The 13,511-nt window shown below is 38.0% G+C and carries 10 protein-coding genes; 6 read left to right on the top strand and 4 right to left on the bottom strand.

Annotated elements, in window-relative coordinates; genetic code table 11:
• Nucleotides 1-10: 10 nt before the first annotated feature.
• Nucleotides 11-748 carry a T9SS type A sorting domain-containing protein gene (locus QCQ61_RS07660; protein ID WP_279450169.1) on the bottom strand — a complete coding sequence of 246 codons (738 nt, stop codon included), beginning with the start codon at nt 746-748 and terminating at the stop codon, nt 11-13.
• Nucleotides 749-1,124: 376 nt separating this feature from the next.
• Between QCQ61_RS07660 and QCQ61_RS07655 the strand changes: the two genes are divergently transcribed.
• On the top strand, nt 1,125-2,789 hold the full coding sequence (locus QCQ61_RS07655) for a T9SS type A sorting domain-containing protein (protein WP_279450168.1): 1,665 nt from the start codon (nt 1,125-1,127) through the stop codon (nt 2,787-2,789).
• A gap of 78 nt (nt 2,790-2,867) precedes the next feature.
• Nucleotides 2,868-3,434, top strand: coding sequence for an NUDIX domain-containing protein (locus QCQ61_RS07650; protein ID WP_279450167.1), 567 nt, complete (start codon nt 2,868-2,870; stop codon nt 3,432-3,434).
• A 33-nt stretch (nt 3,435-3,467) separates the two neighbouring features.
• Here QCQ61_RS07650 and rsmG read toward each other — a convergent pair whose 3' ends face one another.
• Nucleotides 3,468-4,097, bottom strand: a complete 630-nt coding sequence (gene rsmG / locus QCQ61_RS07645; protein ID WP_279450166.1) for a 16S rRNA (guanine(527)-N(7))-methyltransferase RsmG — start codon at nt 4,095-4,097, stop codon at nt 3,468-3,470.
• Nucleotides 4,098-4,364: 267 nt separating this feature from the next.
• Between rsmG and QCQ61_RS07640 the strand changes: the two genes are divergently transcribed.
• The 3 genes from QCQ61_RS07640 to QCQ61_RS07630 all read left to right on the top strand — a co-directional run bounded on the left by QCQ61_RS07640 (nt 4,365) and on the right by QCQ61_RS07630 (nt 9,548).
• A complete protein-coding gene (locus QCQ61_RS07640; protein WP_373693821.1) occupies nt 4,365-5,324 on the top strand; it encodes a fatty acid desaturase family protein in 960 nt (319 codons plus the stop codon).
• 4 nt (nt 5,325-5,328) lie between these two features.
• Complete coding sequence (locus tag QCQ61_RS07635) at nt 5,329-6,516, top strand: pyridoxal phosphate-dependent aminotransferase (protein ID WP_279450164.1); 1,188 nt, start codon at nt 5,329-5,331, stop codon at nt 6,514-6,516.
• Nucleotides 6,517-6,635: 119 nt separating this feature from the next.
• Nucleotides 6,636-9,548, top strand: coding sequence for a GEVED domain-containing protein (locus QCQ61_RS07630; RefSeq protein ID WP_279450163.1), 2,913 nt, complete (start codon nt 6,636-6,638; stop codon nt 9,546-9,548).
• 165 nt (nt 9,549-9,713) lie between these two features.
• Here QCQ61_RS07630 and QCQ61_RS07625 read toward each other — a convergent pair whose 3' ends face one another.
• Nucleotides 9,714-11,219, bottom strand: a complete 1,506-nt coding sequence (locus QCQ61_RS07625) for a TrkH family potassium uptake protein (protein ID WP_279450162.1) — start codon at nt 11,217-11,219, stop codon at nt 9,714-9,716.
• A complete protein-coding gene (gene trkA / locus QCQ61_RS07620) occupies nt 11,219-12,568 on the bottom strand; it encodes a Trk system potassium transporter TrkA (RefSeq protein WP_279450161.1) in 1,350 nt (449 codons plus the stop codon). Before trkA ends, QCQ61_RS07625 begins: the two co-directional genes overlap by 1 nt.
• 209 nt (nt 12,569-12,777) lie before the next feature.
• On the opposite strand from trkA, the gene ubiE reads away from it, so the two are divergent.
• The gene (ubiE, locus tag QCQ61_RS07615) at nt 12,778-13,509 is read left to right on the top strand and encodes a bifunctional demethylmenaquinone methyltransferase/2-methoxy-6-polyprenyl-1,4-benzoquinol methylase UbiE (RefSeq protein WP_279450160.1); all 732 of its coding nucleotides are present in this window, start codon (nt 12,778-12,780) and stop codon (nt 13,507-13,509) included.
• Nucleotides 13,510-13,511: the final 2 nt, after the last annotated feature.

Genomic DNA, 13,511 nt, shown 5'->3' with positions numbered 1-13,511 from the left:
TTTTATAGTTTTATTGAACTAAAATCTTGCTTGTTTGCACCCCTCCCTTTTGGTTCGAAAATTGAACAATATAGGTTTGTGGATTTAAATTAGAAACATTTACCACTTGACGTCCAGCATCAAATTGGCCTTGTTTTACAATTTTACCTTGAATGTTATAAACCACCATAGTAACTGGTTCGTTTACATTTAACACTAGCTCGTTTGAAACTAATGTAGATTGAATTGTCAAGTTTACCTTATTATTGTCTGCTACACCCATTGATGGATTATAGCGATACGTGAATAACAAAGGCGTACCAGTTTCAATAGTTCCAGCTTGATCGGAATATTGACGGAAAGCAAATACAAAATCTACATTATCTGTACCGTTTCCTGGATCGTCGTTCCAAAAATGGTTTCCCATTGGTGTGGTTTCACCCACAGCTATAGCTAGACCGTCTTCACCTGCTGGAGGCACTGTACCGCCTTGTACTATATTGTTATAACACAAGCCATAGCATAATTGTTCAAACTCTCCATTTGTTGAGTTGGTTTCAGACACATATTCAATACGCGTATAAATTTCGTCCGAAGGATTGTCATTGGTTACAAAAAATTCATAAGAGGCATCTGGATAATCCAAAACCCCAAACTGAATTACATCGCCATCATTTAACACATTCCCTGATCTGTCTTTAACTGTAAATTGAGCGCTGGCCATTGTTACGGAACCAAGAACACTTAAAAGTAGTAATTTAAATTTCATTGTTTTAGTTTTAGGTTTAATTGTGAAGTATATTTACTAAGTACCGCAAAAGTAATTATAATTATTAAAAATCATCAACTCTTTACTGTTTCTATTTCAGACATTTAACATATTGAACATTTTACAGTGTAAATAAATGGCGTTATCCAATCGATACTCTTATATTCAATAAAAAAATTATCAGTTTAGCGGAATTTACTTACAATGAATAACAATTTAATTGCCATTGCTATATTTTCTTAAATAATAAAATGTCAATTATAATATTTTAACATAATATGCACAAATATTTGATTTACTACACTCTTGTATTAAATTATAAAAAAGTACATTTGTCGCATCGATAAACTTTAACAACTATTTAAAATTAAAGACTATGTTTAAAAAATTACTACTTTTTCTAGTTTTTACAATGTTTGCATTTGTTACTTACGGGCAAACTATTGTATCTACATCCCCAGAAAACAAAAATGTAATTCTTGAAGAATTTACAGGTATAAAATGTGTTTTCTGTCCTGACGGTCACCGAATTGCGCAAGGATTAAAAGCAGATCATCCAGACGATGTTTTCCTAATTAATATACACGCAGGCGGTTTTGCAGTTCCCAGTAGCGGTCAACCAGATTTTCGCACCCCAGACGGAGAGGCTATAAGAGCTCATTTTGGAGTTAATAGCTATCCTTCAGGAATGATTAACAGACACATCTTTAGCGGTAACAGTCCTGTTTTAGGCAGAAGTGCTTGGCCAAGTCGTGCAAATATCATCATGGGCGAAAACTCTTATGTAAATGTAGGTGTTGAAGCTACCATTGATGTTCAAACAAGAGAACTTACTGTACATGTAGAAGGCTACTATACTGGCAATAGCCCAGAAAGTACTAACTTTCTAACAGTTGCCTTACTTCAAAATAACACCAAGGGCCCACAAACTGGAGGTGGTCAAGGAAATAATTATAATCATATGCACCGTTTGGTAGATATTATTACTCCAACTTGGGGAGATCCTATAAACACTACAACTGCGAGCACATTTATAGACAAAACATTTACTTATACCATTCCTGCTATGTACAACAACGTACCGGCAGTGGTAGATGATATGGAAGTTGCTGCTTTTATTTCTGAAACCCAAAGTGAAATTATCAGCGGCCACGGGGCTCGCGCAACTTTTACGGGTATTACAACTGCCAATGATGTAGGTATTGTTTCAATTGAAGAAATAGATGCAACTTGCGAAAGCAATGTAGCTCCAAAGGTTACCATCAAAAACCAAGGACAAAATACGGTAACGTCGTTAGCTATTACCTATGAAGTTAATGGCGACTCCCACACTTATAACTGGAGTGGTAATTTACCTGCACTATGGGATGAAACTATTTTATTACCAGAAGTACCTTTCACCCTACAGGCTACAAATACTGTAGAAGTAACAATTCCAAGTGATGATGACAACTCAAATAATACATTGTCAACATCTTTTGATGAAGCACCAGCAGGTACCGGTACTATAGATATTAGAATTATTACAGACGCGTATGGTTATGAGTGCAGATGGAATTTGAAAAATTCTAATGGAGACATCATTGAAAGTGGCGGACCATACTCAAATAATACAACTACAGAGATACGTGTAAATATTCCAGCAGATTGCTATACATTTACACTTATAGACACTGCCGGAGATGGCGGTACGAGAGCTACCTTAAAAGACCATGAAGGAACCATTTTATACAATGCGGTAGGAAACTGGGGTGCCGAAAAAGCAGGTCAGTTTACAAGTAATGGTGTATTAAATGTAAATCAAAATCAATTAGACAACCTGAGCTTGTATCCAAACCCAGCGAGTACTGTTCTAAACCTTAAAAATGCTGAAAATGCAAACATTCAAGTGTTCGACGTACTCGGAAAATTGATTCTTTCACAGGACAACATTGCGATAGACGCACAAATAAATGTTGCTAATCTCGCCAATGGCACCTACTTTATGAAAATTTCAAAAGACAATGCTGTTGCAACAAAAAGATTTTTGATTTCTAAATAAATCATTATTCTTTTAAAACAATTTAAAACCCCGATTCATTCGGGGTTTTTTATTATTTTAAACCGAAAATAGCACCAAATGAAATATAATATAAAAGATGAGAAAATAGTTTTTAACGACCATTATAAAATGGTAAAAGCCACCGTGAGCTACGACACTTTTAATGGAGCACAAATAAACACCAAAAGATTAGCATTTGAACGTGGGAATTCTGTAGCCATTCTGCTTATTGAAAAGGAAACACAAAGTGTATTATTAACCAATCAATTTCGCTATCCAAGCTGTAAAAATAACGACGGCTGGTTGTTGGAGATTCCAGCGGGTTCTTTAGAAGAAAATGAAAATCCCGAAGATTGCATAAAACGCGAAGTTATGGAAGAGTTGGGGTACCAACTACCAACCTCAAAATTAATACACACATTTTACACCTCGCCGGGCGGATCTACAGAACGCATCTATTTATTTTATGCCGAAATATCTAAAGAAAACAAAACTGAAAAAGGAGGCGGAAATAGCGAGGAAAACGAAGATATTGAATTGGTGAAAATTCCTATCTCCGAAATAGTTTCAGCTATTCCAAAAATAAAGGACGCCAAAACAATTCTAGCCCTTCAATGGTATCTTTTGCATTTTAAAAAGCTGTAATCCCCCATAAGTGCATTGCCCAAAAAAAGCAAATTAACCTTTATATTTTAATGGTAAATACACCACACTTTTGGTTTCGTAAAAATCTTCTTCAAAATAATCCTGCAACGGATAAACCATCGCGTTTTTATAAATTTTTAATTCGTCAGTAAGGTCGCCACCTTTTAAATATAAAATACCGTTTTTGCGGTCGTGCAAGCTTTTCTTTGCAATTTTACCATTTACCCAATGAACAAAAGTTTCCATTTGGGCCACAGCGCGACTCACTATAAAATCGTATTTATCTGAAACCGTTTCTACGCGAGCATTGGTAGCTTTTACATTGTTTAATTGAAGGCCCGAAACCACTTCTTCAACAACTTTTATTTTTTTTCCGATGCTATCCACAAGGTGAAATTGTACTTCGGGATACAAAATAGCAAGCGGAATACCCGGAAAACCACCACCGGTACCCACATCTAAAATTTTCGAACCCGGAAGAAAAGGCTGAATCTTTGCAATTCCGAGTGAATGCAACACATGGCGAAGGTAAAGTTCATCTATATCTTTTCTAGAAACAACATTTATTTTCAAATTCCAATCTTTATAAAGCGCTTGCAGTTCTTCAAACTGCTTTAATTGAAGATCTGTTAATTGGGGGAAATATTTCAATATAAGTTCCATAAGTATAATTAAGAGGCAAAAGTATGTTATCTTTGGTAAAATTATGATTTTGTACCTCCCGATTTCCACAAAAGATATTTATTTTTGTGCTTTTGTCAGTAACAAATTTCAGTTAAATAATACATTTTGACAGCTACAAATTTAAATTTCTCCAGAGTTGACAGCGCTAAATTTTTCAGAACCCTAAATAGGCGCGTTAACGATTATTTCAAAGAAAACAATATTGCCCGAACCGGCAATTGGAAGTTGCACTTGAAAACAATTATAATGTTTTCAATATACCTTACCCCCTACTTTTTGCTTTTAACCCTAGATTTGCCCGGATGGGTTCAGCTGTTGTTTACGGTGGTTATGGGTATTGGCATGGCTGGCGTGGGCATGAACGTTATGCACGATGCAAATCACGGATCGTATTCTTCTAAAAAGTGGATAAATAAAGTAATGGGCAGCAGCATGTATATATTGGCCGGAAATGTTTATAATTGGCAAGTACAACACAACGTATTACACCACACCTATACGAATATCCATGGACACGACGAAGATTTGGAAGCGGGAAGAATTCTACGGTTTTCAAAGCATTCTAAATGGCACAGGATGCACAAATTTCAGCATTGGTACAGTCTGTTTTTTTACGGCTTGTTAACTTTTAACTGGGTGCTTACTACAGATTTCTTTCAGACCAAGAGATATTTGGCGCGCAAGTTAGCTTATGGAAAACTGCCAAAACCCGCAACACAATGGAGCATTTTGGTAATTACCAAGTTAATTTATATTTCGCTTTGGATTGTTATTCCAATTTTGTTTTTCAATATTGTATGGTGGAAAATCCTACTCGGTTTCTTTATTATGCACTATGTGGCCGGATTGATTCTGAGCGTAGTTTTTCAACTTGCCCATGTGGTGGAAGATACCGAAATTTTATTGCCAGATGAAAGTGGTACGATGAAAAATACCTGGGCAATTCACCAGTTGTTTACTACCACAAATTTCGGTACTAAAAACAAGTTGGTAAACTGGTACACTGGAGGGCTAAACCACCAAGTAGAGCATCATATTTTTCCAAATATTAGCCATATTCACTATAAGAATATTTCAAAAATAGTAAAACGTACTTCCAAAGAATTTAACCTACCCTACAAAGAATATAAAACTACCCGCAAGGCTATTATTGCACATTTCCGCCATTTAAAAGAAATGGGACTTAAGCCTTCCGTATCTGCTTAATACTATGGACAACAGACTTTCAAAACGTGTAAACGATATGGCCACATCGGCCACGCTGGCCATGGCCGCAAAAACTAGAGAATTAAAAGAACAAGGCATAGATATTATTGGCTTGAGCCTTGGCGAACCCGATTTTGCGGTTCCGGAATATATAAAACAGGCGGCAATCCAAGCTATTGAAGATGACTATCATTCATATACACCCGTTGATGGTTATGGCGACCTTAAAAATGCTATAATCACTAAATTTAAAAGAGACAACAATTTAACGTATAAACCCTCACAAATCGTGGTTTCTACTGGGGCTAAGCAGTCTTTGGCAAACTTAACCATGGTTTTATTAGATGAAGGCGATGAAGTTTTGCTTCCCGCTCCCTACTGGGTAAGTTATGCAGACCAGTGCAAAGTTGCGGGTGGGGTTCCAAAAGAAATTCCAACTTCAATTGAAAATGATTTTAAAGTAACCGCCGAAGCTTTGGAAGCAGCTATTACTCCAAAAACCAAAATGATTATTTACAGCTCTCCTTGCAACCCCAGTGGTTCTGTTTACAGCAAGAAAGAGCTTCGTAATTTGGCCAACGTTTTAGTGAAATATCCAGACGTAATTGTTATCAGCGACGAAATTTATGAACACATAAACTTTAGTGGCGGGCACGCTTCTATGGCCGAATTTGACGATATGTACGATCGTACCGTGGTAGTAAATGGTGTTTCAAAAGCCTTCTCTATGACCGGTTGGCGCATAGGTTATATTGGCGGTCCCGAATGGATAGCCAGGGCCTGCAACAAAATGCAAGGGCAGGTTACCAGTGGCGCGAACGCCATTGCACAACGAGCCACAATTACTGCTTTAGAAAATCCACCGAGCAAGATTAAATTTATGGTAGATGCCTTTAAGGAAAGAAGAAAATTAATTCTTGGCTTACTTTCTGAAATTGAAGGTTTTAAAACCAACCAACCAGAAGGCGCATTCTACGTATTTCCAGATATTTCATATTTCTTTGGAAAAACCCTCCGTGGAAAAAATATTAATACGGCTTCAGATTTTTCATTATATCTATTAGAAGAAGCTAAAGTTGCAACCGTTACTGGCGAAGCATTTGGCGATCCAAACTGCATTCGTCTTTCGTACGCAGCTTCAGAATCTGAAATTAAAGAAGCGATGCGCCGCATAAAAGAATCATTGGAATAAAAAATATACATTTCAGTAAAAACGGGGTTGATTATTTTAAATCAATCCCGTTTTTAATTTATAAATAATAAGTAATTTAGACGCTTCTATTTTTTAACGCAATAAAACTTCACAATTAAATGAGAATTAAAATTACACTATTCACGGTTTTCTCCTTGTTGTTCTTCGGAATTCAAGCACAGGAAAAAACACAAGCTACTTATGTTGGAACAGTGGGCTCGGTAGTTCATGTACCTTCTATAGCTTCACAAACAAATCTAGCTCCAGCACGAGTTAAAAAACAAATAATGCAAGACGGAAGAGCTTCAAAAAACTTGATTGTTCCTGGAAAAGATCCTCAAATTGAAGACGATTACTTCAAAAGAAATCCAAATAAAATGGAGCAACTTCTTAGCGGAAGAGCCCCTACCTTAGTTTTTGATGCTGCGCAATCAAGCTCACAACCCACCGATCCGGCCATTGGAGTTGGGCCAAATCATGCGGTAGTAGTATTTAATACGGGATTTAGAATTTTTGACAAAAGTGGAAATCCACTTACTGGGCAAATTTCGCCAAACCCAACTATTTTTCCCAATGGCGGATGTTGCGATCTTACAATTTCATACGACAATGCAGCAGATCGTTTTGTTATGACATTTCTAGGTAACGGAGCGCAAATTGCTGTTTCTGATGGGCCAGACCCTGTAAATGATGGCTGGTACGTATATACGATACCTCAAATTAACGATTATCAAAAACTTTCAGTTTGGAGCGATGGTTATTATATGACGGACAACACCAGTGCCTCGAACAGAATTTACGCTATGGAAAGAACCAAAATGCTAGTTGGCGATCCAACGGCACAAATAATTGGTTTTCCGTTGCCCGATATAGTAACCAGCGGTTTTTACAGCCCACAGGCATTAAACGTAACCAATAACAACTTACCCGCTCCAGGAGGATTGCCAATTGTGTATCTTCAAGATGATGCATGGTCGGGCGTTGCACAAGACCACCTAAAACTTTGGACCGTAGATGTAAACTGGACTAGTCCAGGTAGTAGTACCATCTCGGCCCCGGTTGAATTAACCACTACTCCCTTTATTTCAGTATTTGACGGAGGAAGTTTTTCAAACTTATCACAACCCGGCGGTGGGGCAGATATTGATGCGCTTCAAGCAACGATAATGAACCAAGCACAATTTCGGAAATTTGCGAGTCATAATTCGGCTGTATTTAACTTTGTGGTAGATACTGATGCTTCTGGCGGCGAACTTGCGGGAATTCGTTGGTTCGAGCTTCGTCAACCTGGCGATGGGCAACCATGGACTATTCACCAAGAAGGTACATATACCGCGCCCGATGGAAAACACGCGTGGCATGCGAGTATGATGATGGATATTCAAGGTAATATCGGAATGGGTTATACAGCAATGGCAGGACCTACTACACCAGACCCAACTACCAAAAGAGTTAGCTCGTATTATACCGGTCGCTATGCAAACGACCCTATAAATACTATGACGATTGGTGAAGAATTAATTGCTGCCGGAAATCAAAACATTCCTGGACTGCGATACGGCGATTACAGTAAAATTGATATTGATCCTTCTAACGATAAGCAATTTTGGTTTATAAACGAGTATATGAATTCTGGAAGAAAGGATGTGGTTGGTGTTTTTCAAATTGCTCCTAACTTTAACAATGATGTGGGCGTAGTTAATATTGATGCCCCCGAAACCGGAACATTATCAAATAGTGAAGCTGTAACAATTACCATTTTTAATTATGGACAAAACAGTGCTTCTAATATTCCCGTAACCTTTCAAGTAGATGGTGGCGCGGTTGTTTCAGAAGTATTTCCGGGCACAATTGCCTCTGCAGAAACTGCGCAGTACACTTTTACGGCAACGGCAAATTTAGGCACTGTAGGCCAAACTTACACTATTACTGCCGAAACCAATCTTGCTGGCGATGAAGACACCAGCAACGACGGCCGCACTAAAACTGTTACGTATTTAGAACCAAATGATATAGGAATCAGCGCTATCACTTCACCGGTATCGGGTACCGATCTAACAGCTTCAGAAAACATTGTTGTTACCGTTACCAATTTTGGTGGAGAGCCACAATCTAACTTCGATGTGTCGTACGATTTGGACGGAGCCGTCGTAACCGAAGTTTACCCAGGAACCTTGGCCGGAAACACCTCAGCTTCCTATACGTTTGCACAGACGGGAGATTTTTCTGCAATTGGAAGTTATAACCTGAGTGCTACCACATCGCTACCAACTGATAGCGACGTTTCTAACGATGAAACTTCGGTAGTAATCGTAAAGCAAAATTGCCAACCAGTAGGCGACTGTTCATTCGGTGATGGCTTGCGACTTTTTAGCGTTACAGATATTAACAATCCGTCAGCTTGCGAAGGTTATGCAGATTTTACAAATCTTGTAGCTGGAATGGAAGCAGACACTACATACGACCTAACCGTTACAACCGGTTATGGAAGTCAATATGTTCGTGTTTGGATTGATTTTAATGACGATTTTGTTTTTAGTAACGACGAAATTGTAGTAGATAATGTAATAATTGCGCCAGGACAAAGCGGTGGAACTTTTACCCTCACTACAGATTTAGTAGTTCCGGCCGGAGCTGCTTTTGGTCAACATATTATGCGTGCCAAAACCAATTGGAATAGCCCTGTACCCGATGATGCTTGTGAAGAAACAAACTTTGGAGAAACCGAAGACTATTCTGCCCAAATTGGTACTGCAGGAGTTTCAGATGCTATTTTTGACGAAAATGGGTTAACCATCATATCGTTGGATAACAATAAATTTGATGTTTCTTTAAAAACAATGAATTACGCTGAAGCCATGAACCTGTCGGTTTTTAATACTCTCGGACAGCGTTTGCTATTTAGAAAACTTGAAAACAACGGTAACGGATACAGCTACAAATTAGACATGAGCTACGTTGCTGCAGGCGTTTATTTAGTTCGCATTGGCAATAAAGACAACGGAAGAGTAAAACGAATTATCGTTAAATAATTTCCAAATTCTGCATATTGATAAAACCCAAAGTACCGTTGTACTTTGGGTTTTTTCGTTAATGCTATCAACTTCAAATGTAAGAGTTACTGAAAATTATTAAGGCTATTAATTTTGCACTTATGCAGTTTTTGTTTCTTCAATAACCTATTTGAGTGCAATAAATTATCTATTTCTCCAGAAAAATGGGGTAAGCAAGATTAAGAAGGTAAACAATTCTAACCTACCAATAAGCATTAAAAAGCTGGACCACCATTTTGCAACGTCTGGCAGGCTGGCATAGTTATTTACTGGGCCAAGATCGCCGAGTGCTGGACCAACGTTTCCAAGCGTAGATGCGGCACCGCCAAGTGCAGTTTTAAAATCTAATCCCATCCATGAAAAAACCAAAGTTCCCATTATAAACGAAAGCATATATAGAATAAAAAAGCCCAGAATATTAAAAACAATTGGCTGTGGCACTGCTTTGCTATTATAACGTACCGGCAATATAGCGTGCGGGTGAAGGGTTCGTTTAAATTCAAGCACGCCATTTTTTATCATAATAAGATGACGCATAATTTTAATTCCTCCTGCCGTAGAGCCCGCACAACCTCCTAAAAACATCATTCCAAAAAAGAAGATGGTTAAAAACGGTGTCCACAGGGTATAATCCGCACTCACAAACCCAGTGGTGGTAATTACAGTTAGCACTTGAAATAAACCGTGCCGAAAAGCACTTTCAAAAGGTCCCCAAACCATTGGGTGAGCGATGGTAGAAATCGAAATATCGGCTTCAAAATAAATCAATAAAGCTGCAATTACCGTTAATCCTACAATTAAGGCAGAATATGTTTTAAACTCCTCATCGTGAAATATTTTTTGAAATTTTCTTTTAAAGGCGAAGTAGCTTAAAACAAAATTACTCCCCGCCAAAAACATAAATACAATGATAATATACTGCACCATGGGATTACCATTCCAGTAAGCAACGCTTGCATTTTTAGTTGAAAATCCTCCGGTACTCAAAGTTGCCAACGAGTGATTTATTGCATCAAAGAAGCTCATTCCGGCAAGCTTTAACAAAATTGTTTCGGCTAAGGTGTAGCCCACATAAATAAGCCATAATCTTTTTGCCGTATCTGTAATTCGAGGATGTAGTTTATCTCCAGCGGGTCCTGGCGCTTCTGCTGCGAAAAGCTGCATTCCACCAATACCTAACAATGGTAAAATAGCAATGGCAAGCACAATAATACCCATTCCACCAATCCAATGGGTAATACTACGCCAGAATAGAACACCTTTAGGAATAATTTCAATATCGGTTAAAATAGAGGCGCCCGTTGTGGTATAGCCACTCATGGTTTCAAAAAAGGCATTGGTGAAACTGGGTATGGCTCCCGTAAAAATATAGGGTAGCGTTCCTATAAGCGCCATAAAAATCCACCCGAAAGATACAATTATGTACCCTTCGCGTTTTTGAACTTCCTTACGATGGTTTCGGGTTAGCAGCATTATTGTTCCGCCTATTCCCAGGGCAACCGTTCCCGCCAAAAGCATTTCTGTTAATACGCCGTCTTTATAATACCAGCTTACTATTGATGACAACAGCATAAAGCCACCGTTTACCATGAGCAAAAGGCCCATTAAGTGCGAAATTATTCTAAAATTCAGTTTGGAGATTGAATTCATTAGATAAAAAGTTTTTCCACTTTCCCAATAGCCTGCGGCAAACAACAGACTACTACTCTATCGCCGTTTCTAATTTCAAAATCGCCTAAGGCTATAATGCCCTCTCCATTTCTAATTACACCACCAATTATCGCTGAAACAGGAAAATTTAAGTCTTTTATTTTTTTGTTGCTCACCTTGGAATTTCCAGAAACCCTAAATTCCAAAAGTTCGGCGTTCATATTGTTAAGCTTGGTCATTGCTACCACTTCTCCTTTTCGCACATATCTAAAGATATTGTTGGCAGCCAATAATTTCTTATTAATCAATGTGTCAATCCCAATAGAGTGCGACAGTTGAAAATAATCCATATTTTCTACCATGGCAATGGTTTTTTTCACACCTTTAGATTTTGCAACCAAACAGGCCATGATATTGGTTTCGCTATTCCCTGTAACGGCTATAAACGCATCCATTTCTTCTAACGATTCTTCCAATAGCAATTCTACATTTCGGCCATCGCCATTAATTACCAAGCAACTTGGAATATCGTCCGCTATTTCAAAAGCTTTATCTTTACTACTCTCAATTAGCTTTACGTTAAAACGGTTTTTGCACAGTACTTTGGCTGTTTTATAACCAATTTTACTTCCGCCGAGAATCATTACATTTTTTATTTCCTGTTTGCTTTTTCCCGATAGCTTAATTATTTGTTCATCGCCTTTTTTAACCGTGGTGAAATACAGCTGATCGCCTTTTTTAAATTGCGTATCGCCCCGCGGAATCATTGTATATTGCGTGCCATAACGCTGAATGGCAATGGGAACAAATTTTAAATCTGGGTACATTTTTGCAACCTCCTTTACCGATTTTCCCACAAAAGCCGAAGTACCCGAAAGGTTTAAACCAATCATCGTTAATGCGCCATCTTCAAATTCGTAACTTTCGTTAAAGGCACTTTGGTTTAGCAGCAATACAATTTCTTCGGTGGCCAACGCTTCTGGCGATATAAGTTCGTCTATTCCAAATTTGGCAAAGCCCACTTCTTCCTTTCTTTCTATAAATTCGGTGTTGGAAATTCGCGCAATGGTGCGTTTAACACCCAGTTGCTTTGCCAACACGCAAACCGTAATATTTGTAGTTTCGCTGGAGGTTACCGCGATTAATAAATCGTTCTCGCCCACAAGGGAATCTTCTAGTACCGAAATAGAGGTAGCATCGCCGCGTACCACACGTATATCTAAATTGGCATCTGCATGGGCCAAAGCCTCGCGGCTGGGATCAATAAGCGTAATGTTTTGCGATTCAAAAGAAAGCAATTTTGCAAGGTGAAAGCCAACTTCGCCAGCTCCGGCAATGATAATCTTCATTGAGAATTAATTTACTTTTTAGGAATAACTTAACTTGGAATATGCTCCGAATAAAACTATTACCACAAATTACGTTGGCAAAGATATGGAATAATAAGCCGCTATAAACAATTAGTGTTTATAGAATAAGACCGGCACTTAGTTTTGAAACTTCAAAATAAAATAAGCGAAGGCTCTTAAAAAATATGTAGTTTTGCAAGCGCAATTTTATGGAAAAGAAAATAACACCTTATAAAGATTCTTCGGAAGGAAAAAAGAAACAGGTTGAGCAAATGTTCGATACTATTTCGGAAAATTACGACGGTTTAAACCGTGTAATTTCATTAGGTTCTGATATTACTTGGCGAAAAAAAGTAATTGCCATGGTAGCCAAAACCCAACCAAAAACTATTTTAGATATCGCAACGGGTACAGGCGATTTGGCCATCCAGTTTGCCGAAAAAACCAATGCCGAAAAAATTATTGGGCTCGATATATCTGAAGGCATGCTGTCCGTGGCCCGTAAAAAGGTTTTGAATAAGGAAATTTCAACCAAAATTGAATTTGTACAGGCAGACTCCGAAGCGCTTCCATTTGCAGATAATTCGTTTGACGCCATTACCGTTTCCTTTGGCATCAGAAATTTCGAAAATTTAGAAAAGGGACTTTCTGAAATTCTTCGCGTACTTAAAAAAGGAGGCATCTTTGTTATTTTGGAAACTTCGGTTCCTTCAAAATTTCCATTTAAACAAGGGTATTACTTTTATTCAAAAAACATCTTGCCGTTGGTGGGAAAGATTTTTTCAAAAGATAAAGTGGCGTACAAATATTTAAGTGAAAGCGCCTCTGTATTTCCTCACGGTGAAAACCTCAACAATATTTTGCGCAAAATTGGGTTTAATGAAGTGAAAAATAAACCACAGACTTTTGGTGTGGCAACTATCTATAAAGCTACTAAATAATT

This window comes from Aequorivita marisscotiae (assembly GCF_029814825.1).
Classification (GTDB): domain Bacteria; phylum Bacteroidota; class Bacteroidia; order Flavobacteriales; family Flavobacteriaceae; genus Aequorivita; species Aequorivita marisscotiae.
Note: the sequence above shows the minus strand (reverse complement) of the source record. Positions and strands in the feature narration are given on the sequence as shown.

Excerpts from the sequence above, each read along its gene's own strand:
- QCQ61_RS07660 (WP_279450169.1), bottom strand. The coding sequence starts at position 748 with ATGAAATTTAAATTACTACTTTTAAGTGTTCTTGGTTCCGTAACAATG.
- QCQ61_RS07655 (WP_279450168.1), top strand. The coding sequence starts at position 1,125 with ATGTTTAAAAAATTACTACTTTTTCTAGTTTTTACAATGTTTGCATTT.
- QCQ61_RS07650 (WP_279450167.1), top strand. The coding sequence starts at position 2,868 with ATGAAATATAATATAAAAGATGAGAAAATAGTTTTTAACGACCATTAT.
- rsmG (WP_279450166.1), bottom strand. The coding sequence starts at position 4,097 with ATGGAACTTATATTGAAATATTTCCCCCAATTAACAGATCTTCAATTA.
- QCQ61_RS07640 (WP_373693821.1), top strand. The coding sequence starts at position 4,365 with ATGTTTTCAATATACCTTACCCCCTACTTTTTGCTTTTAACCCTAGAT.
- QCQ61_RS07635 (WP_279450164.1), top strand. The coding sequence starts at position 5,329 with ATGGACAACAGACTTTCAAAACGTGTAAACGATATGGCCACATCGGCC.
- QCQ61_RS07630 (WP_279450163.1), top strand. The coding sequence starts at position 6,636 with ATGAGAATTAAAATTACACTATTCACGGTTTTCTCCTTGTTGTTCTTC.
- QCQ61_RS07625 (WP_279450162.1), bottom strand. The coding sequence starts at position 11,219 with ATGAATTCAATCTCCAAACTGAATTTTAGAATAATTTCGCACTTAATG.
- trkA (WP_279450161.1), bottom strand. The coding sequence starts at position 12,568 with ATGAAGATTATCATTGCCGGAGCTGGCGAAGTTGGCTTTCACCTTGCA.
- ubiE (WP_279450160.1), top strand. The coding sequence starts at position 12,778 with ATGGAAAAGAAAATAACACCTTATAAAGATTCTTCGGAAGGAAAAAAG.